This window comes from Escherichia sp. E1V33 (genome assembly GCF_004211955.1).
GTDB lineage: Bacteria > Pseudomonadota > Gammaproteobacteria > Enterobacterales > Enterobacteriaceae > Escherichia.
Genome location: NZ_RHJI01000005.1, coordinates 1 through 23,370, shown reverse-complemented (window position 1 = coordinate 23,370; position 23,370 = coordinate 1). Strand labels below are relative to the sequence as shown.

At 49.4% G+C, this 23,370-nt stretch carries 23 protein-coding genes; 8 read left to right on the top strand and 15 right to left on the bottom strand.

Going from position 1 to position 23,370, the window contains the following annotated elements; all coding sequences use genetic code 11:
* The first annotated feature begins 50 nt into the window (after nt 1–50).
* The 5 genes from lolC to cobB are packed head-to-tail and all read left to right on the top strand — an operon-like array spanning nt 51 to nt 4,965.
* Nucleotides 51–1,250, top strand: a complete 1,200-nt coding sequence (gene lolC, locus D9742_RS04615) for a lipoprotein-releasing ABC transporter permease subunit LolC (RefSeq protein WP_005022106.1) — start codon at nt 51–53, stop codon at nt 1,248–1,250.
* On the top strand, nt 1,243–1,944 hold the full coding sequence (gene lolD / locus D9742_RS04610; protein WP_130236137.1) for a lipoprotein-releasing ABC transporter ATP-binding protein LolD: 702 nt from the start codon (nt 1,243–1,245) through the stop codon (nt 1,942–1,944). Before lolC ends, lolD begins: the two co-directional genes overlap by 8 nt.
* A complete protein-coding gene (lolE, locus tag D9742_RS04605) occupies nt 1,944–3,188 on the top strand; it encodes a lipoprotein-releasing ABC transporter permease subunit LolE (RefSeq protein WP_130236136.1) in 1,245 nt (414 codons plus the stop codon). Before lolD ends, lolE begins: the two co-directional genes overlap by 1 nt.
* 28 nt (nt 3,189–3,216) lie before the next feature.
* Nucleotides 3,217–4,128 (top strand): N-acetylglucosamine kinase, encoded by a 912-nt coding sequence (gene nagK, locus D9742_RS04600; protein WP_130236135.1) that lies wholly within the window; start codon nt 3,217–3,219, stop codon nt 4,126–4,128.
* Between the two features lie 15 nt (nt 4,129–4,143).
* Nucleotides 4,144–4,965, top strand: a complete 822-nt coding sequence (gene cobB / locus D9742_RS04595; RefSeq protein WP_130236134.1) for a Sir2 family NAD+-dependent deacetylase — start codon at nt 4,144–4,146, stop codon at nt 4,963–4,965.
* Between the two features lie 155 nt (nt 4,966–5,120).
* Here the strand turns inward: cobB and potD are convergent, their stop codons facing one another.
* The 4 genes from potD to potA are packed head-to-tail and all read right to left on the bottom strand — an operon-like array spanning nt 5,121 to nt 8,932.
* Entirely contained in the window at nt 5,121–6,167 is a 1,047-nt protein-coding gene (gene potD / locus D9742_RS04585) for a spermidine/putrescine ABC transporter substrate-binding protein PotD (RefSeq protein WP_130236133.1), read from the bottom strand.
* Entirely contained in the window at nt 6,164–6,958 is a 795-nt protein-coding gene (potC, locus tag D9742_RS04580) for a spermidine/putrescine ABC transporter permease PotC (protein WP_000580316.1), read from the bottom strand. The genes potD and potC overlap by 4 nt, the downstream gene beginning before the upstream one ends.
* Complete coding sequence (gene potB, locus D9742_RS04575; protein WP_064528621.1) at nt 6,955–7,812, bottom strand: spermidine/putrescine ABC transporter permease PotB; 858 nt, start codon at nt 7,810–7,812, stop codon at nt 6,955–6,957. Before potB ends, potC begins: the two co-directional genes overlap by 4 nt.
* On the bottom strand, nt 7,796–8,932 hold the full coding sequence (potA, locus tag D9742_RS04570) for a spermidine/putrescine ABC transporter ATP-binding protein PotA (RefSeq protein WP_130236132.1): 1,137 nt from the start codon (nt 8,930–8,932) through the stop codon (nt 7,796–7,798). The genes potB and potA overlap by 17 nt, the downstream gene beginning before the upstream one ends.
* A gap of 249 nt (nt 8,933–9,181) precedes the next feature.
* On the opposite strand from potA, the gene pepT reads away from it, so the two are divergent.
* Nucleotides 9,182–10,408, top strand: coding sequence for a peptidase T (pepT, locus tag D9742_RS04565; protein ID WP_130205583.1), 1,227 nt, complete (start codon nt 9,182–9,184; stop codon nt 10,406–10,408).
* 48 nt (nt 10,409–10,456) lie between these two features.
* Here pepT and roxA read toward each other — a convergent pair whose 3' ends face one another.
* The 10 genes from roxA to D9742_RS04515 all read right to left on the bottom strand — a co-directional run bounded on the left by roxA (nt 10,457) and on the right by D9742_RS04515 (nt 19,386).
* Entirely contained in the window at nt 10,457–11,578 is a 1,122-nt protein-coding gene (roxA, locus tag D9742_RS04560) for a [50S ribosomal protein L16]-arginine 3-hydroxylase (RefSeq protein WP_130236131.1), read from the bottom strand.
* 75 nt (nt 11,579–11,653) lie between these two features.
* Nucleotides 11,654–13,114 carry a two-component system sensor histidine kinase PhoQ gene (phoQ, locus tag D9742_RS04555; RefSeq protein WP_130236130.1) on the bottom strand — a complete coding sequence of 487 codons (1,461 nt, stop codon included), beginning with the start codon at nt 13,112–13,114 and terminating at the stop codon, nt 11,654–11,656.
* Nucleotides 13,114–13,785, bottom strand: coding sequence for a two-component system response regulator PhoP (gene phoP / locus D9742_RS04550; protein WP_130205589.1), 672 nt, complete (start codon nt 13,783–13,785; stop codon nt 13,114–13,116). The genes phoQ and phoP overlap by 1 nt, the downstream gene beginning before the upstream one ends.
* 162 nt (nt 13,786–13,947) lie before the next feature.
* Nucleotides 13,948–15,318, bottom strand: a complete 1,371-nt coding sequence (purB, locus tag D9742_RS04545; protein WP_000423729.1) for an adenylosuccinate lyase — start codon at nt 15,316–15,318, stop codon at nt 13,948–13,950.
* A 3-nt stretch (nt 15,319–15,321) separates the two neighbouring features.
* Nucleotides 15,322–15,963, bottom strand: a complete 642-nt coding sequence (hflD, locus tag D9742_RS04540) for a high frequency lysogenization protein HflD (protein WP_001297479.1) — start codon at nt 15,961–15,963, stop codon at nt 15,322–15,324.
* Between the two features lie 35 nt (nt 15,964–15,998).
* Complete coding sequence (mnmA, locus tag D9742_RS04535) at nt 15,999–17,105, bottom strand: tRNA 2-thiouridine(34) synthase MnmA (protein ID WP_001353282.1); 1,107 nt, start codon at nt 17,103–17,105, stop codon at nt 15,999–16,001.
* Nucleotides 17,106–17,158: 53 nt separating this feature from the next.
* Nucleotides 17,159–17,620, bottom strand: coding sequence for a phosphatase NudJ (gene nudJ / locus D9742_RS04530; RefSeq protein WP_130236129.1), 462 nt, complete (start codon nt 17,618–17,620; stop codon nt 17,159–17,161).
* A 9-nt stretch (nt 17,621–17,629) separates the two neighbouring features.
* Nucleotides 17,630–18,268, bottom strand: a complete 639-nt coding sequence (gene rluE / locus D9742_RS04525; protein WP_130236128.1) for a 23S rRNA pseudouridine(2457) synthase RluE — start codon at nt 18,266–18,268, stop codon at nt 17,630–17,632.
* 333 nt (nt 18,269–18,601) lie between these two features.
* Nucleotides 18,602–18,937 (bottom strand): DUF1493 family protein, encoded by a 336-nt coding sequence (locus tag D9742_RS04520; protein WP_130236127.1) that lies wholly within the window; start codon nt 18,935–18,937, stop codon nt 18,602–18,604.
* Nucleotides 18,937–19,386: an STM2901 family protein gene (locus D9742_RS04515; RefSeq protein WP_130236126.1), complete on the bottom strand. Its 450-nt coding sequence runs from the start codon at nt 19,384–19,386 to the stop codon at nt 18,937–18,939. Before D9742_RS04515 ends, D9742_RS04520 begins: the two co-directional genes overlap by 1 nt.
* A gap of 584 nt (nt 19,387–19,970) precedes the next feature.
* On the opposite strand from D9742_RS04515, the gene icd reads away from it, so the two are divergent.
* Nucleotides 19,971–21,221, top strand: coding sequence for an NADP-dependent isocitrate dehydrogenase (gene icd, locus D9742_RS04510; RefSeq protein ID WP_130236125.1), 1,251 nt, complete (start codon nt 19,971–19,973; stop codon nt 21,219–21,221).
* Nucleotides 21,222–21,670: 449 nt separating this feature from the next.
* The gene (locus D9742_RS04505; RefSeq protein ID WP_130236124.1) at nt 21,671–22,387 is read left to right on the top strand and encodes a YebC/PmpR family DNA-binding transcriptional regulator; all 717 of its coding nucleotides are present in this window, start codon (nt 21,671–21,673) and stop codon (nt 22,385–22,387) included.
* 437 nt (nt 22,388–22,824) lie between these two features.
* Here D9742_RS04505 and D9742_RS04500 read toward each other — a convergent pair whose 3' ends face one another.
* Nucleotides 22,825–23,154, bottom strand: a complete 330-nt coding sequence (locus D9742_RS04500; protein WP_130236123.1) for a YkgJ family cysteine cluster protein — start codon at nt 23,152–23,154, stop codon at nt 22,825–22,827.
* Between the last annotated feature and the right edge of the window lie 216 nt (nt 23,155–23,370).

Below are 23,370 nucleotides of genomic sequence, written 5' to 3'. Positions count from 1 at the left end.
TGCTTTCGCTTATATACTCGTGTCTTTGCTACAGCAACCAGACGGATTTCATGTACCAACCTGTCGCTCTATTTATTGGCCTGCGTTACATGCGTGGGCGTGCAGCGGATCGCTTCGGTCGTTTCGTCTCCTGGCTTTCTACCATCGGCATTACCCTCGGGGTGATGGCGCTGGTCACAGTATTGTCAGTGATGAACGGCTTTGAGCGCGAGCTGCAAAACAACATCCTTGGCCTGATGCCACAGGCAATTCTCTCTTCTGAGCATGGCTCTCTTAACCCGCAGCAACTCCCGGAAACGGCAGTCAAACTGGACGGCGTTAATCGCGTCGCACCTATTACTACCGGTGATGTGGTACTGCAAAGCGCGCGCAGCGTGGCGGTCGGGGTGATGCTGGGTATCGATCCGGCGCAAAAAGATCCACTAACGCCGTATCTGGTCAATGTGAAACAAACTGACCTCGAGCCGGGGAAATATAATGTCATCCTCGGTGAACAGCTTGCCTCACAGTTGAGTGTCAATCGCGGTGATCAAATCCGCGTGATGGTGCCATCTGCCAGCCAGTTCACGCCGATGGGGCGTATTCCAAGTCAGCGCCTGTTCAATGTGATTGGTACTTTTGCCGCTAACAGTGAAGTCGATGGCTATGAAATGCTGGTGAATATTGAGGATGCCTCGCGTCTGATGCGCTATCCGGCAGGCAATATTACCGGCTGGCGTTTGTGGCTGGATGAACCACTGAAAGTTGACTCTTTAAGTCAGCAAAAACTGCCAGAAGGCAGCAAATGGCAGGACTGGCGTGACCGTAAAGGCGAGCTGTTCCAGGCCGTGCGTATGGAAAAAAATATGATGGGCTTGTTACTGAGCCTGATTGTCGCCGTTGCGGCGTTTAACATTATTACCTCGCTGGGGCTAATGGTGATGGAGAAGCAGGGCGAAGTGGCAATTCTTCAGACTCAGGGGCTGACTCCGCGTCAAATCATGATGGTCTTTATGGTGCAAGGGGCCAGCGCCGGGATAATAGGTGCGATCCTCGGCGCGGCGCTTGGCGCACTGCTTGCCAGCCAGTTGAATAATCTGATGCCGATAATCGGCGTCCTGCTTGATGGCGCGGCGCTGCCGGTCGCTATCGAACCTTTACAGGTCATTGTTATTGCGCTGGTGGCGATGGCTATCGCGCTGCTGTCTACGCTTTACCCTTCATGGCGCGCTGCCGCCACTCAACCCGCTGAGGCTTTACGTTATGAATAAGATCCTGTTGCAATGCGACAACCTGTGCAAACGCTATCAGGAAGGCAGTGTGCAAACCGATGTGCTGCACAATGTCAGTTTCAGCGTTGGCGAAGGTGAAATGATGGCGATCGTCGGTAGCTCTGGTTCCGGTAAAAGTACCTTGCTGCACCTGCTGGGCGGGCTGGATACGCCAACCTCCGGCGATGTGATCTTTAACGGTCAGCCAATGAGCAAACTGTCGTCGGCAGCGAAAGCAGAGCTGCGCAACCAGAAGCTGGGCTTTATTTATCAGTTCCACCACCTGCTGCCGGATTTTACCGCCCTGGAAAACGTGGCTATGCCGCTGCTAATTGGCAAGAAAAAGCCCTCTGAAATCAACAGTCGAGCGTTGGATATGCTAAAAGCGGTGGGGCTGGAGCATCGCGCGAATCACCGCCCGTCAGAGCTTTCTGGCGGTGAACGCCAGCGTGTGGCGATTGCCCGTGCGCTGGTCAATAACCCACGCCTGGTACTGGCGGATGAACCTACCGGTAACCTTGACGCACGTAACGCCGACAGCATCTTCCAGTTGCTCGGGGAATTGAATCGCTTACAGGGCACCGCCTTCCTGGTGGTTACTCACGACCTGCAACTGGCGAAACGTATGAGCCGCCAACTGGAAATGCGTGATGGACGTCTGACGGCGGAACTGAGCCTGATGGGGGCGGAGTAATGGCGATGCCTTTATCGTTATTAATTGGCCTGCGTTTTAGTCGCGGACGGCGGCGTGGCGGCATGGTGTCGCTGATCTCCGTCATTTCTACCATTGGCATTGCCCTCGGCGTGGCGGTATTGATTGTCGGCTTAAGCGCGATGAACGGCTTTGAACGCGAACTGAACAACCGGATTCTGGCGGTAGTACCGCACGGTGAAATTGAGGCGGTAGATCAGCCGTGGACTAACTGGCAGGAAGCCCTGGATAAAGTGCAGAAAGTGCCAGGAATTGCCGCCGCTGCGCCGTATATCAATTTTACCGGACTGGTGGAGAGCGGCGCGAATCTGCGCGCTCTGCAGGTTAAAGGCGTTGATCCGCAACAGGAACAACGTCTGAGCGCGCTGCCCTCGTTTGTCCAGGGCGACGCCTGGAACAATTTTAAAGCGGGCGAACAGCAGATTATCATCGGCAAAGGGGTGGCGGATGCGCTGAAAGTGAAGCAGGGGGATTGGGTGTCGATCATGATCCCCAACTCGAATCCCGAGCATAAACTGATGCAGCCGAAACGTGTGCGTTTGCACGTTGCGGGTATTTTGCAGTTGAGTGGCCAACTCGATCACAGTTTTGCCATGATCCCGCTGGCGGATGCCCAACAATATCTTGATATGGGTTCCAGTGTGTCAGGCATTGCCCTTAAAATGACGGATGTTTTTAACGCCAACAAACTGGTACGCGACGCGGGTGAAGTAACCAACAGCTACGTTTATATCAAGAGCTGGATTGGTACTTACGGCTATATGTATCGTGATATCCAGATGATCCGCGCCATTATGTATCTGGCAATGGTTCTGGTGATTGGTGTGGCCTGTTTTAACATTGTCTCCACGTTAGTCATGGCAGTAAAAGACAAGAGTGGCGATATTGCAGTATTAAGAACGCTGGGCGCCAAAGACGGTTTAATTCGCGCCATCTTTGTCTGGTATGGATTACTGGCAGGGCTGTTTGGCAGTCTGTGTGGCGTGATTATCGGCGTGGTGGTTTCACTGCAACTTACCCCGATTATTGAGTGGATTGAAGATTTGATCGGTCATCAGTTCCTGTCCAGCGATATCTATTTTATTGACTTCCTGCCATCGGAACTGCACTGGCTGGATGTCTTCTACGTACTGGTCACAGCATTGTTGCTGAGTCTTTTGGCAAGTTGGTATCCGGCGCGGCGCGCCAGTAATATTGACCCTGCGCGAGTCCTTAGCGGCCAGTAAAGGCAGTACATTAAAACAAGGAGCGGCAATGTATTACGGGTTTGATATTGGTGGAACGAAAATTGCGCTAGGTGTATTTGATAGCGGTCGGCATTTGCAGTGGGAAAAGCGGGTGCCGACACCGCGTGACAGCTATGGCGCATTTTTAGATGCAGTGTGTGAGCTGGTGGCCGAAGCCGATCAGCGTTTTAGCTGTAAAGGTTCTGTCGGCATTGGTATTCCGGGAATGCCGGAAACAGAAGATGGCACGCTGTATGCCGCCAATGTCCCCGCCGCCAGTGGTAAACCGCTGCGTGCCGACCTGAGCGCACGACTTGAACGCGATGTACGCCTTAATAACGATGCCAACTGCTTTGCCCTTTCTGAAGCCTGGGATGATGAATTTACCCAATATCCGTTGGTGATGGGACTGATCCTGGGGACTGGCGTTGGCGGTGGGCTGGTATTCAACGGTAAACCAGTAACGGGTAAAAGCTATATCACTGGTGAATTTGGGCATATGCGCCTTCCCGTCGATGCGTTAACCATGATGGGGCTGGATTTCCCGCTACGCCGCTGTGGTTGCGGCCAGCATGGCTGCATTGAAAATTATCTGTCTGGTCGCGGTTTTGCGTGGCTGTATCAACACTATTATCATCAACCGTTGCAAGCCCCCGAGATCATCGCGCGTTATGATCAAGGTGATGAGCAGGCAAGGGCGCACGTAGAGCGTTATCTGGATTTATTAGCGGTTTGTCTGGGAAATATCCTGACCATTGTTGATCCCGACCTGGTGGTCATTGGTGGTGGCTTATCGAATTTCCCGGCAATCACAACGCAACTGGCGGAAAGGCTGCCTCGTCATCTCTTACCTGTAGCTCGTGTTCCGCGCATTGAACGCGCGCGCCACGGTGATGCGGGAGGAATGCGTGGTGCGGCTTTCCTACATCTCACCGATTAATCAACAGAGGTTGCTATGCTGTCGCGTCGGGGTCATCGGTTAAGTCGTTTTCGTAAAAATAAACGCCGCCTGCGCGAGCGTTTGCGTCAGCGTATTTTTTTCAGAGATAAAGTGGTGCCGGAAGCAATGGAAAAACCAAGAGTACTCGTACTGACAGGGGCAGGAATTTCTGCGGAATCAGGTATTCGTACCTTCCGCGCCGCAGATGGCCTGTGGGAAGAACATCGGGTTGAAGATGTGGCAACGCCGGAAGGTTTCGATCGCGATCCTGAACTGGTGCAAGCGTTTTATAACGCCCGTCGCCGACAGCTGCAGCAGCCAGAAATTCAGCCTAACGCCGCGCATCTTGCGTTGGCTAAACTGCAAGACGCCCTCGGCGATCGCTTTTTACTGGTGACGCAGAATATCGACAACCTACATGAACGCGCAGGTAATACCAATGTGATTCATATGCATGGGGAACTGCTGAAAGTTCGTTGTTCGCAAAGTGGTCAGGTACTCGACTGGACCAGAGACGTTACGCCAGAAGACAAATGTCATTGCTGCCAGTTCCCGGCTCCGCTGCGCCCACACGTAGTATGGTTTGGCGAAATGCCACTTGGCATGGATGAAATTTATATGGCGTTGTCGATGGCCGATATTTTCATTGCTATTGGCACATCCGGGCATGTTTATCCGGCTGCCGGGTTTGTCCACGAAGCGAAGCTGCATGGCGCGCATACAGTTGAACTCAATCTCGAACCGAGCCAGGTCGGTAATGAATTTGCCGAGAAATATTACGGCCCGGCAAGTCAGGTGGTGCCTGAGTTTGTTGAGAAGTTGCTGAAGGGATTATAAATCATGAGCAATTGCCTGATGCGCTACGCTTATCAGGCCTACGAGCGGACCACAATACCGACGAAAGAGCGGGATAAAACTCTACTGTCCTGGCTCATAAGCCACATCCTTGCTAAATAAAAAACGGGCGGTAATACCACCGCCCGTTTGCTAAATTAACGTCCTGCTTTCAGCTTCTGATAATACTCTTCATAAATGCTGCTGGCTGGGCCAACGTCACTTTGCCATTCGCCATGTTTAATAGTTTCAGCATCCGGATAGAGCGTCTTGTCGTTCGCTATTTCCGGGCTTAACAGCTTGCGTGCTGCGAGGTTTGGCGTTGGATAACCGATAGTTTCGGCAACCTGTTTTGCCACATCCGGGCGCAGCAGGAAGTTGATCAGTTTCAGCGCGCCTTCTTTGTTTTTGGCATTTGCCGGAATTGCCAGACTGTCCATCCAGAAAATGCCGCCTTCTTTCGGCCACACCACGTCAATTGGCGTTCCCGCCTGGCGTGCAACGAAAGCAGAGCCGTTCCAGATCATGCCGAGGTTAACTTCGCCTTCCATGTACGGGTTTGCCGGGTTATCGGAGTTAAACGCTGCCACGTTTGGCATCAGTTTTTTCAGCTCGTTGTATGCAGCTTCAATCTCTTTTGGATCGGTGGTGTTACCGGAATAGCCCAGCTTACGCAGCGCCATCTGGAACACTTCACGGGCATCGTCGGTCAGCAGCAGGCTACCTTTGTACTCAGGCTTCCACAAATCGGCCCAGCTGGTAACGGATTTCGGGTCCACCGCATCACCGTTAACGCCAATCGCCGTCGCACCCCAGATATACGGAATAGAGTAGTCGTTATTTGGGTCAAACGGCTTGTTGAGCATTTCTGGATCGAGGTTGCTGAAGTTGCTTAACTTCGACTTGTCGATCTTCTGGATCATCCCTTCTTTACGCATTTTATCAACATAATAGGTTGAAGGAACCACCAGGTCATAGGCACCGTCTTTGTACGTTTTCAGTTTGGCGTACATGGTTTCGTTCGACTCGTAAGTCGAATAAATAACCTTAATACCGGTTTCTTTGGTGAACTGTTCGAGCAGTCCTGGCGGCACGTACTCGGTCCAGTTGTAGAAATACAGCGTGTTGTTGTCATCGGCGTGAGCGGCGCTCATGCCCAGTGCCAGAGCACCCGCCGCGAGCAGGTGGCGTGACCATTTTTTCATTTAACGTCCCCTGTGTTACCTTTCGTTTTATCACGAGCAATAAGCTGGCTGGCAATAACCATCACCAGCGACAGCACCAGTAATATGGTTGCCAGCGCGTTAACTTCCGGCGATACGCCGACTTTGACCATCGAATAAATTTTTAACGGCAGAATTTCATAGCTTGGTCCGGTGACGAACGAAGAAACCACCACATCGTCCATCGACAGGGTAAAGCTTAACACCCAGCCCGCCGCCACCGCTGGCATTGCCAGTGGCAGGATGATTTTTCGCAGAATGGTAAATTCACTGGCACCGAGATCTTTCGCCGCTTCCAGCATTCGCACGTCAAAACCTTTCAGGCGCGAATACACCGTCACCACCACAAATGGCAGGCAGAAGGTGATATGCGAGAACAGCAGCGACCAGAAGCCAAGCTGAATACCCAGCAGCATAAACAGCACCAGCAGCGAAATCGCCATCACAATATCTGGCGACATCATCACCACAAACAGCATTCCGCTAACGAACGGCTTACCGCGAAAGCGATAACGGTACAGCGCAACTGCAGTCAGTGAACCGATAAGCGTAGCAAACGTCGCTGAAAACACCGCCATCGTCAATGAATGCTGAGCTGCCTGCAACAGACTGTCGTTGTTCATCAGCAGGCTATACCATTTAGTGGTAAAACCCTGCCAGTTGATGCCAAAGCGCGAGCTGTTGAAAGAGTTCACAATCAAAATAATGATTGGAATATACAGGTACGCGTAGATAGCGGTCATAAAACCGCCGCGAAGCAGTCGACCGATCATTCGAGTTCCACCTTTTTATTCAGCAGACGAGAAGCGCGCCAGTAAACCAGCAACATCAGGCCCATTACGATAGTCAGCGTAATGCTGGTGGCTGCACCAAACGGCCAGTCACGAATATTGAGGAACTGTACCTTGATGACGTTACCGATCAGCAGGTTTTTCGCACCGCCCATCAGGTCGGACACATAGAACAGGCCCATCGCTGGCAGCATCACCAGCAGACATCCGGCAATAATCCCCGGCATCGTCAGTGGAATAATGATGCGGATAAAAGTCTGTAACTTGCTGGCACCGAGATCGCGCGCCGCCTCAAGCAACGGCTTATCCAGTTTTTCGATACTGGAGTACAGCGGCATCACCATAAACGGTAGCAGAATGTAAACCAGACCGATAATCACCGCACTGGGCGTGAACATGATACGAATTGGTGTGTCGATAACGCCCAGCCAGAGCAAAAACTCGTTGAGATAGCCTTTGGTGCTGAGGAAAATTTTCAGCCCGTAGATGCGAATCAGTGAGTTGGTCCAGAAGGGAACAATCAGCAGAAACAGCAGCAGCGGACGCACCTTGTGTGGCAGCTTCGCCAGAAACCAGGCAAACGGATAGCCCAGCACCAGGCAGGCGAGGGTGGCGATCAGCGCCATATTCAGCGAGTGCAATAGCACTTCAAAATAGAGCGGATCGAGCAGGCGTGTGTAGTTTTCCAGCGTAAAGACCATTTTGACGAAGCTGGCGTCGTCGCGGGTCAAAAAGCTGGTGCCAATGATCATCAGGTTGGGCAGAAAGACAAACAACACAAGCCAACCGACAATAGTGACAATCACTACATTCTGGAACTTACTTGTGTTCTTCATCAGCCAGTACGACCTCCCAGCTTTCTACCCAATTAATGGCCATTTTTTGGTCGAGAGAGTGGTCAAAGTCAGGATCGTCTTCATTGAAGAATTCGCTGACCATCACCATCTTGCCATTTTCCAGTTCGACAACCGACTCCAGTGTCATGCCTTTGTAGTTACGCTCGCGAACGTAGCCAATCAGCCCTTCAGCATGGTTGTCGTCGTTAATCTCTTCAACACGTAAGTCTTCCGGGCGCAGCAGAACATGCAGTTTTTGCCCCGGTTCAACGGCGAAGTTAACGTAGATATTACACTCGCGACCTTCAACGTTAGCCCGTACGCGCTGCTCGTCGAGTCGCTCGATCACCGTGGCGTTGAACATATTGATCTCGCCAATGAATCCGGCAACAAATAAATTTTTCGGCTCTTCGTAAATTTCGCGCGGTGTACCATCCTGCTCAATACGACCATCGCGCATCACCACAATCCTGTCTGACATGGTGAGCGCTTCTTCCTGATCGTGAGTCACGAAGACGAAGGTAATGCCAAGTTTACGCTGTAACGCTTTCAGCTCGTTCTGCATCTGTTTGCGCAGCTTGTAATCCAGCGCCGAGAGCGACTCATCAAGCAGCAGCAGGCGAGGCTTGTTAACCACTGCGCGGGCAATGGCGACGCGTTGCTGTTGACCTCCTGAGAGTTGATGCGGTTTGCGTTGGGCAAAGTTTTCCAGTTGCACCATCCGCAAAGCTTCCATAACGCGAGGCGTAATTTCAGCGGCAGGGGTTTTTTGCATACGCAGACCAAAGGCCACATTTTCGAATACAGTCATGTGGGGGAATAGCGCGTAGCTTTGGAAAACGGTGTTCACATAGCGGTTTTCCGCCGGAACGTGGGTGATGTCCTCGTTATCCAGCATGATGCGTCCGGAATCAACAGTTTCCAGACCTGCAATCAGGCGAAGAACGGTTGTTTTACCGCAGCCAGAAGGGCCAAGCAGCGTGAGGAACTCGCCATTGTTGATAGTCAGATCCAGTTGAGGGATAACTTCTTTACCATCAAAGCATTTGCGAATTCCCGCCAATTGCACCAGCGGTGAAAGCGAACTCGGTTGTTTATTCAATTTTTTACTCTGTCCCATGTAAACGCAACGGATGGCTTACCGAAGCGGGGTTTGTGGTTAACCACCTTGGTGACTCTTAAAGAGGGCCGTAATTCTACGGCAAACTACTTGGATCGCCAATCCTTGTTGTGAATTACTGGCTTAGCTTTATATTCATTAAGGTAATGTTGATAAATATTCCCGATTGCAGGGGTAAAAGTGACCTGACGCAATATTTGTCTTTTCCTGCTTCTTAATAATGTTGTCACGAAAAGTGAGGGTGACTACATGGATAAACTACTTGAGCGTTTTTTGAACTACGTGTCTCTCGATACCCAATCAAAAGCGGGGGTGAGACAAGTTCCCAGCACGGAAGGCCAGTGGAAATTATTGCATCTGCTGAAAGATCAGCTGGAAGAAATGGGTCTTATCAATGTGACCTTAAGTGAGAAAGGAACGTTGATGGCGACGCTACCGGCTAACGTTCCTGGCGATATTCCGGCAATTGGCTTTATTTCTCATGTGGATACCTCACCGGATTGCAGCGGTAAAAATGTGAACCCGCAGATTGTTGAAAACTATCGCGGCGGTGACATTGCGTTGGGCGTCGGCGACGAAGTCCTGTCACCGGTCATGTTCCCGGTACTGCATCAACTACTGGGACAGACGCTGATCACCACTGACGGTAAAACATTGTTGGGTGCTGACGACAAAGCAGGTATTGCAGAAATCATGACCGCGCTGGCGGTATTGCAGCAGAAAAATATTCCGCATGGCGATATTCGTGTTGCCTTTACGCCAGATGAAGAAGTGGGTAAAGGGGCGAAACATTTTGATGTTGAAGCCTTTGATGCCCGCTGGGCTTACACCGTAGATGGTGGTGGCGTAGGTGAACTGGAGTTTGAAAACTTCAACGCTGCTTCGGTGAATATCAAAATCGTCGGCAACAATGTTCACCCAGGTACGGCAAAAGGTGTGATGGTGAATGCGCTGTCGCTGGCGGCACGCATTCATGCGGAAGTACCGGCAGATGAAAGCCCGGAAGCTACGGAAGGTTATGAAGGTTTCTATCACCTGACAAGCATGAAAGGCACTGTTGAGCGCGCCGATATGCACTACATCATCCGTGATTTCGACCGTAAACAATTTGAAGCGCGTAAACGTAAAATGATGGAAATTGCCAAGAAGGTGGGCAAAGGGTTACACCCGGATTGCTACATTGAACTGGTGATTGAAGACAGTTACTACAACATGCGCGAGAAAGTCGTTGAGCATCCGCATATTCTTGATATTGCCCAGCAGGCGATGCGCGATTGCGATATTGAACCAGATCTGAAACCGATCCGTGGTGGTACTGACGGCGCGCAGTTGTCGTTTATGGGATTACCATGCCCGAACCTGTTTACCGGCGGTTATAACTATCATGGCAAACATGAGTTTGTCACTCTGGAAGGAATGGAAAAAGCGGTGCAAGTGATTGTACGTATTGCCGAGTTAACGGCGAAACGGAAGTAAGCGAAATTGGATGCGGCATATGATGCCGCATCCGGCTTCAATTCAAATTTACCCTTCGAAGAACCAATACCCGCTATTGACCAGCGCCGCGAGCATCGCGAGGAATGACGGATCTTCCAGTGCGTCGCCAAAATTCTCGGCGGTCAGTGCAATATTGCTGGCGAGTGCATCCAGCGCCGGACGGTGCGGGGAATCAATTTTCTCACCATTGGCATAAACATCGTCGCCAATGCGCAAGACGCGCAGACCACCCAGACGCACCAGTACATCACCTTGTTTCAGCGCGTCGTAGATTTCATCGGGTTGATACGGTGGCTCTGGCGGAGCGATATCCAGTTCATGGCGTGACTGGGATATAAACTCGCCAAACCACTGCTTAAAGTGTTCTGGCTGGTTGATCAACTCAAGCATCATCTCACGCAGCTTATCCATTTCCTGCGGTAAAACGTCAGCCGGATGATCGCGCGGTGGGACATCCGGATCGCTGTAGTAATTACCGCCCAGCTCACGTTGCAGCACGTAATCGGCAAATCCGCTGATCAGTTCCCGCGTATTCGGCGCTCGAAAACCTACGGAATAGTTCATCGCATTTTCCAGCGCGTAGCCTTCGTGCGGGAATCCGGGCGGAATATAAAGAATATCGCCTGGCTCCAGCTCTTCATCAATAATCGCTTCAAACGGATCAACCTGTAACAGATCCGGGTGAGGGCAGTGCTGCCTCATATGCAGCTTTTCACCTACCCGCCAGCGACGGCGACCTGTACCCTGAATAATAAACACATCGTACTGATCGAGATGCGGACCGACGCCGCCACCAGGCACGGAAAACGAGATCATCAGGTCGTCAATGCGCCAGTCTGGTAATTCACGGAACGGACGCATCAGCGCGGCGGCCGGTTCATGCCAGTGATCAACCGCCTGGACCAGCAATGACCAGTTGGTTTCGCCCAGATGGTCATAGCTTTCGAATGGCCCGTGACTGACCTTCCATTTGCCATCCTGATGACTGACCAGCCGACTGTCGACTTCACTTTCCATCGCCAGACCCGCCAGCTCGTCGGGAGAAATGGGGTCAATAAAATTATTAAAGCCGCGTTTTAACACCACGGGACGTTTCTGCCAGTGGCGTTCAAGAAAATCGGGCCAATTAAGGGTTAGTTGGTATTCCATGTTAAGCGTCCATAGGCGGGTATCTGCAACCGATTATAACGGATGCATACTGTAATGCGTGAAGAAAGGACATATTTATTCATCCTTCGGCACGGAATGCTGGCGACCAAAAATCACCTCCATTCGCGCACCGCCGAGCATGCTCTCTCCGGCGATGATTCTTCCGTCATATTGTTCAGTAATTTCACGAGCGACCGCCAGCCCCACGCCTTGCCCAGGGCGTAAGGTATCAACACGCTGACCACGGTCGAAAATCACCTCACGCTTACTTTGTGGGATCCCCGGACCATCATCTTCGACCACGATGTAGAGATGCTTGTCAGTTTGCCTTGCGGAGATTTCGACAAACTCGAGGCAATACTTACAGGCGTTATCCAGTACATTGCCCATGACCTCAACAAAATCGTTCTGCTCACCGACAAAGCTGATTTCTGGCGAGATATCGAGGGAAATATTGACGCCTTTACGCTGATAAACTTTATTTAGTGCCGATGTGAGATTGTCTAACATCGGGGCAACTGGATGTAGTTCGCGGCTAAGTAATGTCCCTCCACGCATACTGGCGCGGTGTAGGTAGTAACCAATTTGTTGCGAGATACGGCTAATTTGTTCCAGCATCACGGGTTCCGCCTCACTGACGTTCATCTTTTCGCTTCGCAAAGAACGTAGCGTACTTTGTAGCACCGCCAGAGGCGTTTTCAGGCTGTGAGTCAGGTCTGTGAGCGTAGTGCGGTATTTGTCGTAACGCTCACGCTCGCTTTTTAAAAGTCGGTTCAGGTTACCCACCAGGCTGGTGAGTTCTCTCGTCGTTGTAGGGTTGAGCAATTCGCGGTGGTGTTCTTCCAGTTCGCGGACTTCTCGCGCCAGCGCTTCAATAGGGCGTAAGCTCCACCAGGCGGCGACCCACAGTAACGGGATCACTAACAACAGGTTGGCCAGGAGTACATAGAGAAACCAGCTCCATACCGTATACGAACTTTTAAGCTCTACGGGAATGGTATCGACCACCACAATGGTGAGTTTTGGCATTCGCGCCGTCGCCGGATAGACATTAACGGCGACCGAGTGAGTCATTTCTGCATCGTCGTCGTCTTCCCGAACTTCCTGCAACTGCTGCTGAATAGAGAGATCGTTACTTAGTAGCAGGCTGGTATCGTTCACGTCAGCCTCTATTTCGTGAAAACCATTGGATTTCAGCCAGTCAGGCTGGATCATTTTCATCAGCCAGGGAACATCACGCTGCGCCCACAATAGTTTTCCGTTCTCGTCATAAATCAGAGACATAGTGGGGCTTTGCTTGTCGATATTTTCCGGCAGTTCGACATGTAGCTTATTGTTTTCCCATTTCGCCAGTGTGTAGAATAAATTGCTCTCGCCGCGTAACAGACGAAACGTCGTTTTATCGAAACTGACGCTATAACCGATTAGGGCAACCATACCGTAGGAAAGTGAAAGCACCAGTACTACCGCCGCCGTCGCCAACAGAAAACGTACCCGCAGCGAGAGCGGGGAAAAAACACGCAGTAATTTTTTCATCAGCGCAATTCGAAAAGATAACCCTGGCCGCGAACGGTGGTAATCACCTCGTGCGGGTATTGCGCCTGAATTTTTTTGCGCAGCCTGCCCATCAGGACATCAATGGTATGACTTTCCCGCAGTTCGGCATCCGGGTAGAGCTGTAGCATCAATGAATCTTTACTGACAACTTTGCCGTTGTTACGGATTAAGGTTTCCATAATGGTGTATTCAAATGCGGTCAGTTTGATCACTTCGTCACTAATGGATAATTCGCGACGGGAAAGATCAACCTGAAACGGCGGCAGTGAAATAACCTGTGAAGCCAGACCGCTATTACGCCGCATCAATGCCTGCATCCGAGCCATTACTTCTTCAATATGAAAGGGTTTAGTCACGTAATCGTCAGCACCGGCGCTTAATACTTCAACTTTGTCCTGCCAGCTTTCACGAGCGGTTAATACCAGAATTGGCAGTGAAACATCATTACTACGCCAGCGACGGATCAGCGACAAACCATCTTCGTCAGGCAAACCGAGATCGACAATCGCAATATCTGGTAAATGTTCGTTGAGATAATAATCTGCTTCTTTGGCATCTTCTGCGTCATCGACCTGATGACCAGCGTCCTGAATCTGAACTTTAAGATGGTGACGTAACAACGCATTGTCTTCGACAACCAGTACGCGCATTTTTATTTCTCCCTGTCTTAATTATAAAAATAGTGTAACGCGATTATGTGGTTGTGGGGGTAAACATTAAATAAACCAGTGGGGAAGGGAAGTATAAATAGAAAAGCGGATTATCTTAATAAACAGGCCGGACGGCATCACCATCCGGCACTGATACGAGGCTTATTTCAGTTCATCAACCATCGTGATGGCACGACCAATATAGTTAGCCGGAGTCATTGCTTTCAGGCGTGCTTTCTCTTCTTCCGGCAGCGCCAGACCGTCGATAAATTGCTTCATACCTTCGGCGTCAACGCGCTTTCCACGAGTCAGCTCTTTCAGCTTCTCGTACGGCTTCTCAATCCCGTAACGGCGCATTACCGTCTGGATTGGTTCTGCCAACACTTCCCAGTTGTGATCCAGTTCATCCAGCAGATGATCACGGTTCACTTCCAGTTTGCTCACACCTTTCAGGGTGGACTGGTAAGCAATCAGCGCATAACCGATACCCACGCCAAGATTACGCAGCACGGTTGAGTCGGTCAGGTCACGCTGCCAGCGGGAAACCGGCAGTTTGCTTGCCAGGTGCTGCAATACCGCGTTGGAAAGCCCCAGGTTCCCTTCGGAGTTTTCAAAGTCGATTGGGTTAACCTTGTGCGGCATGGTGGAAGAACCAATCTCACCAGCGATGGTTTTTTGTTTGAAGTGGTTAAGGGCGATATAACCCCAGACGTCACGGTCGAAGTCGATCAGGATGGTGTTAAAGCGCGCAACGCAATCAAACAGTTCGGCAATGTAGTCGTGCGGTTCAATCTGCGTAGTGTACGGGTTCCACTGAATACCCAGCGAGGTGACGAACTCTTCGCTGAACTGATGCCAGTCAACTTCCGGATAAGCGGCGATGTGGGCGTTATAGTTACCGACCGCGCCGTTGATTTTGCCGAGGATCTCCACCTGGTTAAGCTGGCGGTACTGGCGCTCCATACGGTAGGCGACGTTTGCCATCTCTTTACCGATGGTTGACGGCGTGGCTGGCTGACCGTGGGTACGAGACAGCAGCGGGATATCTCGATACTGAACGGCGAGATCTTTAATGCCATCAATCAGTTGACGCCAGTATGGCAGGATCACTTCATCACGCGCGGTTTTCAGCATTAATGCGTGGGAGAGGTTATTGATATCTTCCGAAGTACAGGCAAAGTGGATGAATTCAGAAACCGCGTGCAGTTCCGGGATCTCCGCCACTTTTTCTTTCAGGAAATACTCAACCGCTTTAACGTCGTGGTTAGTGGTACGCTCGATGGTTTTGATGCGTGCGGCATCTTCTTCGCTGAAATTGGCGACAATTGCATCAAGGTAACCGATTGCGTCGGCAGCAAAAGCAGGAACTTCCTTGATCGCTGCGTGCGCGGCCAGTTTTTGCAGCCAACGTACTTCAACTTGTACACGGAATTTCAGCAAACCATATTCGCTGAAAATCCCGCGCAGCGCGCTGACTTTATCGCCGTAGCGTCCATCGACAGGGGAAACGGCGGTCAGTGAGGATAATTCCATAGATCACAACTCCGGGGTTAAATGAGCAAGAATTTGTTTTGCCTGAGTGGTCAGGCGATTACGAGAAAACATCAATTGCAGACGTCCGCCGCCGACCTGGTGCCAGAGCACGGCGGCGCGAATGCCTGCCAGCAGGGTTGCGCGAACTTTCGCCTGCACTTGTGGGCTTTGCAGTACAGCAGGGGAACCGGTGACCTGAATGCGCGGGCCAAGCGGGCTAATCACATCAACATAGATAGCAGCCATCGCGCTCATCAGCGTTTCGGACTGTAAATCGAAGTGTTCGAGCTGGCGTTGCAGGCCGTTGATCCGGTTGCCCAGAGTGTCGAGCGCACCTTTCGCTGAGGAAAGTTTGCGCTCAAGTACCATAAGGCTAAGAGTGTAGCGGGTTAACTCAGCGTTTAAGCCCTGGCGACTGCTGGCATTGAGCACGCCAAGCAGGGTTTCCAGCCCGACGCGCAGATTGGCTTCGCTGCCGCCAAAAACCGCCAACGTGGAGCTGGGGTTCATATCAATAATACTGTTGAGTGAGACGTGTAGCGCATCGGCATCACAATGCCCCTGGTGAGCGAGTTGTTGCACCAGGCGTGCCGACTGACAAATTCCGGCCAGGGCGAGGGTGATGTCATAGTAATTCTTTGCCACGTTCACTGCTTCCTTGTTGTAATTAAAGACAATAATCAGACCGGCAGCGGCAAACGCTGCTCAATAATACCGCCGCCGAGGCACACCTCGCCGTTATAGAAGACGGCAGACTGGCCGGGCGTGACGGCAGCAACGGGTTCATCAAAAATCACTTCAATGCGATCGTCGTCCAGCGCCTTGACGGTGCATGGGATGTCGGTCTGGCGATAGCGGGTTTTTACCGTGCAACGCATAGTACCGGTGAAAGGTTCACGATCGACCCAGTGCAGCTGCTGGGCAATCAGACCGACAGACATCAGACGCGGGTGTTCATGGCCCTGCGCAACAATCAGAATGTTGTTTTCGACGTCTTTATCGACCACGTACCACGGTTCTTCGGTGCCTTCTTTGGTGCCACCGATACCCAGACCTTTACGCTGGCCAAGAGTGTGATACATCAGCCCCTGGTGCTCGCCGATTTCATCGCCATCGACGGTAATGATTTTGCCCGGTTGCGCCGGAAGATAGCGGCCCAGGAACTCGCGGAATTTACGCTCGCCGATAAAGCAGATACCGGTAGAATCTTTTTTCTTCGCGGTAACCAGACCGAGATCTTCTGCAATCTTACGCACCTGCGGTTTTTCCAGTTCGCCGACCGGGAACAGGCTTTGCGCAATCTGCTCATGGCTGAGCGTATAAAGGAAGTAGCTCTGGTCTTTATTGCTGTCCAGACCACGCAGCAGGCGGCTCTTGCCATCGACATCGGCCCGACGAACGTAATGACCGGTAGCGATATAATCGGCACCTAAATCTTCGGCGGCAAATTCGAGGAAGGCTTTAAATTTGATCTCTTTGTTGCAGAGAATATCCGGATTCGGCGTGCGACCGGCTTTATATTCGGCAAGGAACAGTTCGAAGACGTTGTCCCAGTACTCGGCAGCAAAGTTAACGGTGTGCAGTTCAATGCCGAGCTTGTCGCAGACAGCCTGGGCATCAGCCAGATCCGCTGCCGCTGTGCAATATTCCTCACCGTCGTCTTCTTCCCAGTTCTTCATAAACAGGCCTTCGACCTGATATCCCTGTTGTTGCAACAGCCAGGCAGAAACGGAGGAATCGACACCGCCGGACATGCCGACGATCACTTTTTTTGCGGTTTCAGACATTGGATTACTCACGACATTGAACTTCAAGGCGGCGTATTCTATCACGCAGCCTTTTAGATGACACCCTTTGTAAAAGGCCAGTTAAAATCGCCAATCATCTCCAGCGGATAGCGTTGCCCGCTTTGATAACAACGAATACTTTCCGCTACCAGCGGTGAGCGCAGATTTGATGCCTGTAAAATTTCTTCGGCTCTGACCCAACGGCAGCAGTCGATATCGCTGTCATGAGGTTGCGTCGGGCAAATTTGCTCAAGCTCAATAGCAAACAGGAAACGCAAAAACGGCGTTTTATCTGGCGCAATCCACTGATGCATGCGGATAAAGTGTTGCGGTTGCGCGCTGATGCCGGTTTCTTCCCACAGCTCACGCGCGGCCGCGTCCACTAGCGTCTCATCCGCTTCCAGATGCCCCGCCGGTTGGTTCCATAACGCTTTACCATTAATCGTCTCTTCAACGACTAAAAATTTGCCTTCTGCGTGTACCACGCAGGCGACGGTAACGTGCGGTTTAAACATTGTGCATCCTTATTCTGTTGCTTCTCGCCATTCGCCGTTAGCGAGATTATCCAGTGTGTAATTGCCCATGGCATAGCGAATCAGTCGCAGTGTAGGGAAACCGACATGGGCGGTCATGCGGCGCACCTGGCGATTACGTCCTTCATATAAAGTAATCTTCAGCCAGCTGGTGGGAATACTTTTACGTTCACGAATCGGCGGATTACGCGGCCATAACCACTCCGGCTCTTCAACCAATTCCACGCCCGCGGGCAGGGTAGGGCCATCATTTAAGGTTACGCCATTGCGCAAGGCTTCAAGTGCGTCTTCCGTGGGAATGCCTTCCACCTGCACGTAATAGATTTTTCCAGTGCGTTTACCTGGCTGGGTTAAACGCGCCTGTAGCGCACCATTATTGGTCAGCACCAATAACCCTTCGCTATCGCGGTCAAGACGACCTGCCGCATAAACACCCTGAACCGGGATGAATTCTTTTAATGTTTTGCGCCCGGCTTCATCGGTGAACTGTGGCAGGACATCGTAAGGTTTATTAAACAGGATCACACGTGTGGGCTGGTTTTCTGGCTTGCGCTTAGTGGAGTGTTGCGGGTTTAGTCGACTAACCTGTTTTTTTCTAAAAGAAGATTTAGAATCGCTAAAGTATTTCATGGTAAATTCCAAATAGAGCTATACGCAGAGGGTAGCACAGTGTCGGATTGCATTGGACTTTTAAGGTACTCGTTAGAGGTTCAGGGTTCAGGCTCTTCAGCGCGGTTTCATCAATACCTTGGTTAGTGAGCAGCGGTTGTGTGGCTGCATGGTGATAAATATGACCCAATGAACACATTTTACATTGATGAATTGAATAAATACTGGGATAGAAAATAGTGTTTCTGTATTACTGATGGGTGACAGCACTTCACTGTTCAAGTTAAGGATGATGCTTTACTACTACCATCATCAGTAGTAATAAGAGGGGCATTGCGGCCCCCTTTTTTCATTCTACTGATAGAGCCATTTTCCCGCTTCTGCTGATTCTGCAAACATCCGTACAGTTAACGGTAAACGTGTTGCTTCTACCTCTTCCTGCTTGAGCCTGAACCATCGTTGAAGCAATGGCGCAGACTCCCACGGAAGGTACAAAGACCAGTCCAGATTATCCAGGTTAATCCCAAACCTCTCTTTGTATTTCCGTATAGCGTCCTCTAAATCATCTCGTGGATAGTCGAACAAATCAGAGTCCAGTTCTAACGGAATTTCCTTCCCGTGGTCATCCTGATAACCTGGAATCTCATCACGGAACAGGGCTAAAACTTTGACTGTGATTGTTGTCGCCATTAGAAGGAAGTCCACTTAATACGGTCTTGATGTTTGGCAATCAGATTGTATTTTCCCTGGGTACGAGTCGAAACCCTGTAAAGACTCATCGACAGTGAAGCCCAACCAATCCACGGAACCCAACGAGCGATGATTGCAGCAAGCTTATTAGATTTCTGCATCCTTACACCCACTGGTGTATGAAAAGAAATACCAAAAGGCATGCGTGCATCTCTCATCAGTATACGCGCATACTTTGAGACAACACTTGTTCCCAGGGTTGCCCCTTGCGGCTTCGCTCTTGTACTCAGCCACGGTTGACCAGATAAGATTGCTGCACCTGATACCGAATCAATCCCCAATTCCTTACAGAATGCTTCAAGGAATATGACGTTGAGTAGTTCTATTTTGGACAGGTTCGGGTGTCCTCTGTAGAAATATGTTCCATTGCGTTCTTCGGTAGTATCCATTTTTCAACACTCCATTGTTATATAGTGTTTCTGGTACTTGAAGTTGATTCCTTCGGTTGCAGCAGATGCAGAACCTGAACCAGTAAGGCAACGAGTGTCACAGCTATCAGTGCAAAGCGTTTCATGTGAACCTCAAAAAGGGTGGATGCCATAATTTACTCGTTGCTTGTCGCTTCAACCATGACTTTTGATAATTTTCCCTATAGTGCTCAAAGTGAGTTAGTCGCTGAATCGAGTAATGTCAAATTTTGACCAAATAGCACCCTGTTAGTTATCTCTGGTGGTTTTTTATTGCTTAAAATCTGGTGTAAATAATTGATATTTAATACTTTATTTGAAGGTCGGGAAAATACTGTCTTTGGTCTAAAAGAAGTTTTTTGCATGGTATTTTCAGAGATTATGAATTGCCGCATTATAGCCTAATAACGCGCATCTTTCATGACGGCAAACAATAGGGTAGTATTGACAAGCCAATTACAAATCATTAACAAAAAATTGCTCTAAAGCATCCGTATCGCAGGACGCAAACGCATATGCAACGTGGTGGCAGACGAGCAAACCAGTAGCGCTCGAAGGAGAGGTGAATGGAAAGTAAAGTAGTTGTTCCGGCACAAGGCAAGAAGATCACCCTGCAAAACGGCAAACTCAACGTTCCTGAAAACCCGATTATCCCTTACATTGAAGGTGATGGAATCGGTGTAGATGTAACCCCAGCCATGCTGAAAGTGGTCGACGCTGCAGTCGAGAAAGCCTATAAAGGCGAGCGTAAAATCTCCTGGATGGAAATTTACACCGGTGAAAAATCCACACAGGTTTATGGTCAGGATGTCTGGCTGCCTGCTGAAACCCTCGATCTGATTCGTGAATATCGCGTTGCTATTAAAGGCCCGCTGACCACTCCGGTTGGTGGCGGCATTCGTTCTCTCAACGTTGCCCTGCGCCAGGAACTGGATCTCTACATCTGCCTGCGTCCGGTACGTTACTATCAGGGCACCCCAAGCCCGGTTAAACACCCTGAACTGACCGATATGGTTATCTTCCGTGAAAACTCGGAAGACATTTATGCGGGTATCGAATGGAAAGCTGACTCTGCTGACGCTGAGAAAGTGATTAAATTCCTGCGTGAAGAGATGGGCGTGAAGAAAATTCGCTTCCCGGAACATTGCGGTATCGGTATCAAGCCGTGTTCTGAAGAAGGCACCAAACGTCTGGTCCGTGCCGCGATTGAATACGCAATTGCTAACGACTGTGACTCTGTGACCCTGGTACACAAAGGCAACATCATGAAGTTCACCGAAGGCGCGTTTAAAGACTGGGGCTACCAGCTGGCGCGTGAAGAGTTTGGCGGTGAACTGATCGACGGTGGCCCGTGGCTGAAAGTTAAAAACCCGAATACCGGCAAAGAGATCGTCATTAAAGACGTGATCGCTGATGCGTTCCTGCAACAGATCCTGCTGCGTCCGGCTGAATATGATGTTATCGCCTGTATGAACCTGAACGGTGACTACATTTCTGACGCCCTGGCAGCGCAGGTTGGCGGTATCGGTATCGCCCCTGGCGCAAACATCGGTGACGAATGCGCCCTGTTTGAAGCTACCCACGGTACTGCGCCGAAATATGCCGGTCAGGACAAAGTAAACCCTGGCTCTATTATTCTCTCCGCAGAGATGATGTTACGCCATATGGGCTGGACTGAAGCCGCAGACCTGATTGTTAAAGGTATGGAAGGCGCAATCAATGCGAAGACCGTAACCTATGACTTCGAACGTCTGATGGAAGGCGCTAAACTGCTGAAATGTTCAGAATTTGGTGATGCGATCATCAAGAACATGTAATCACTACATGTGTTAAATATTTAAACGGGCGTATAACACGCCCGTTTTCTGTATTAGCACGTCAATAGTTATCAAAACTCCATAGGATTTTTTGGGGAGATAATGTTTATATCGTAGTTAGGTGATTAAGAATTTATTAGCTGTTGGTAATTATTATTGATGCACACTCGAAAATATTTAGTTCTATTCTAAAAATGGTTTCCAGATGATTGGTCGGGATTATTACGCTATTTTTATCTTAGGCGTTATTACAGTATTTAAATTATTAAAAATAAAAAATTGTAATTAAATCAAACATTCTTAATTAGTGAAAAATTAAAGCGATGCCATACATTTAGCCTGTTTTTAATTCTCATAGACGAAATTTTTCATGTTATGATATAATATGACGAAAAACGCAGGTTATCAATCTGTTATTAATGTGAATAAATTTCGAGGAGATTATTCCAGTGGGACGTAAATGGGCCAATATTGTTGCAAAAAAAACGGCTAAAGACGGTGCAACGTCTAAAGTATATGCAAAATTCGGTGTGGAAATCTATGCTGCGGCTAAACAAGGTGAACCGGACCCAGAATTAAACACTTCCTTAAAGTTCGTTATTGAACGTGCGAAGCAGGCACAAGTTCCCAAACACGTTATTGATAAAGCTATTGATAAAGCCAAAGGTGGCGGAGACGAAACGTTCGTACAAGGACGTTATGAAGGCTTTGGACCCAGTGGTTCAATGATTATCGCTGAAACGTTGACCTCAAATGTTAACCGTACGATTGCTAACGTTCGTACAATCTTCAATAAAAAAGGCGGGAATATTGGAGCGGCCGGGTCTGTCAGCTATATGTTTGACAATACTGGCGTAATTGTATTTGAAGGAACTGACCCTGACCGTATTTTTGAAATTTTGCTTGAAGCTGAAGTGGATGTTCGTGATGTGACCGAAGAAGAAGGAAACATCGTCATTTATACTGAGCCTACGGACCTTCACAAAGGAATTGCAGCTCTAAAAGCAGCTGGAATTACTAAGTTCTCAACAACAGAATTAGAAATGATTGCTCAATCAGAAGTTGAGCTTTCACCAGAAGATTTAGAAATCTTTGAAGGACTTATTGATGCCCTCGAAGATGACGATGATGTTCAAAAAGTATATCATAACGTTGCAAATCTCTAATTATGAATTAAAGAAATCTGTCTTTATGGCAGATTTCTTACTCTTAAAGAATGTTATAAAAATAATATATTCAATTTATTATAAAAAACTCTAAAAAGTAATACTAATCGAAATTACTGATTTTTATTATCTCATGAGTAACGGCAAAGGTTCATCCAGCGGGTGAATACTGTTCGAAAAGCGTAATGGTTTACAGTCTAAAATAAATATATGCTATATCGTTTATATCAGAATGTAATGCCTGTTAATTATTACGTGAAACATCAAGAATAGTTTTTGAAACCTGTATTTTTAAAATTACAGGTTTCAGCAAAACGTTGCCCGGTATCAGGAATATATGACTTTTAATTCTTGATACTCGGGCACTGGGCATGTTACATCAGAATATAATCATGGATACGCAGTTTTATAGCGCTCATTAAAAATGAAAAATGTTTTTAAATTGGCGGCAGCCCATATTTTGCGCGGGCGCGATTACATGCCTCATTAATCTCCCCATCCTCGCCAGACATGGCGAATTCTCGGCATGTCGATGAGCGATTCTTGTATATGGTGCAAGATGCGTTTTTTCCAGGCGTTCCAGCCAGGGCAACACAACGCGGATCCTTCTGGTTAGTACCGATCATACATCGGTGGTAAGGGGATATTTGCTCAGTAAGATGAGCCGGAATAGTGCCGCCTGCATCATCTGCTTCGGCCCAGTAAAAAGAGACGCGGAAAAATGCACAACAGGCACCACACGCCAGGCATGGATTCAGATTGCTCATAATTCACCAGTACTACTATATACATCACAACAAAAAACGCAGACACGCCCTGTAAAGATGCGTGTCTGTGACCGGCTGGCGAATTTTCTATAGTCAACTACTGAATGATCACCAGCTGTTATTAATTTTACATATCCACTGAGATATAACCAGACAGTCAGAATATAAACAGAGTAAGTTAATCTTTACAATTTGTGTAAGTATCCCGCATAATCG

What these genes read in the sequence shown, in the direction of transcription:
- lolC (WP_005022106.1), top strand. Translation starts at nt 51, where the DNA reads ATGTACCAACCTGTCGCTCTATTTATTGGCCTGCGTTACATGCGTGGG.
- lolD (WP_130236137.1), top strand. Translation starts at nt 1,243, where the DNA reads ATGAATAAGATCCTGTTGCAATGCGACAACCTGTGCAAACGCTATCAG.
- lolE (WP_130236136.1), top strand. Translation starts at nt 1,944, where the DNA reads ATGGCGATGCCTTTATCGTTATTAATTGGCCTGCGTTTTAGTCGCGGA.
- nagK (WP_130236135.1), top strand. Translation starts at nt 3,217, where the DNA reads ATGTATTACGGGTTTGATATTGGTGGAACGAAAATTGCGCTAGGTGTA.
- cobB (WP_130236134.1), top strand. Translation starts at nt 4,144, where the DNA reads ATGCTGTCGCGTCGGGGTCATCGGTTAAGTCGTTTTCGTAAAAATAAA.
- potD (WP_130236133.1), bottom strand. Translation starts at nt 6,167, where the DNA reads ATGAAAAAATGGTCACGCCACCTGCTCGCGGCGGGTGCTCTGGCACTG.
- potC (WP_000580316.1), bottom strand. Translation starts at nt 6,958, where the DNA reads ATGATCGGTCGACTGCTTCGCGGCGGTTTTATGACCGCTATCTACGCG.
- potB (WP_064528621.1), bottom strand. Translation starts at nt 7,812, where the DNA reads ATGAAGAACACAAGTAAGTTCCAGAATGTAGTGATTGTCACTATTGTC.
- potA (WP_130236132.1), bottom strand. Translation starts at nt 8,932, where the DNA reads ATGGGACAGAGTAAAAAATTGAATAAACAACCGAGTTCGCTTTCACCG.
- pepT (WP_130205583.1), top strand. Translation starts at nt 9,182, where the DNA reads ATGGATAAACTACTTGAGCGTTTTTTGAACTACGTGTCTCTCGATACC.
- roxA (WP_130236131.1), bottom strand. Translation starts at nt 11,578, where the DNA reads ATGGAATACCAACTAACCCTTAATTGGCCCGATTTTCTTGAACGCCAC.
- phoQ (WP_130236130.1), bottom strand. Translation starts at nt 13,114, where the DNA reads ATGAAAAAATTACTGCGTGTTTTTTCCCCGCTCTCGCTGCGGGTACGT.
- phoP (WP_130205589.1), bottom strand. Translation starts at nt 13,785, where the DNA reads ATGCGCGTACTGGTTGTCGAAGACAATGCGTTGTTACGTCACCATCTT.
- purB (WP_000423729.1), bottom strand. Translation starts at nt 15,318, where the DNA reads ATGGAATTATCCTCACTGACCGCCGTTTCCCCTGTCGATGGACGCTAC.
- mnmA (WP_001353282.1), bottom strand. Translation starts at nt 17,105, where the DNA reads ATGTCTGAAACCGCAAAAAAAGTGATCGTCGGCATGTCCGGCGGTGTC.
- nudJ (WP_130236129.1), bottom strand. Translation starts at nt 17,620, where the DNA reads ATGTTTAAACCGCACGTTACCGTCGCCTGCGTGGTACACGCAGAAGGC.
- rluE (WP_130236128.1), bottom strand. Translation starts at nt 18,268, where the DNA reads ATGAAATACTTTAGCGATTCTAAATCTTCTTTTAGAAAAAAACAGGTT.
- D9742_RS04520 (WP_130236127.1), bottom strand. Translation starts at nt 18,937, where the DNA reads ATGGCGACAACAATCACAGTCAAAGTTTTAGCCCTGTTCCGTGATGAG.
- D9742_RS04515 (WP_130236126.1), bottom strand. Translation starts at nt 19,386, where the DNA reads ATGGATACTACCGAAGAACGCAATGGAACATATTTCTACAGAGGACAC.
- icd (WP_130236125.1), top strand. Translation starts at nt 19,971, where the DNA reads ATGGAAAGTAAAGTAGTTGTTCCGGCACAAGGCAAGAAGATCACCCTG.
- D9742_RS04500 (WP_130236123.1), bottom strand. Translation starts at nt 23,154, where the DNA reads ATGAGCAATCTGAATCCATGCCTGGCGTGTGGTGCCTGTTGTGCATTT.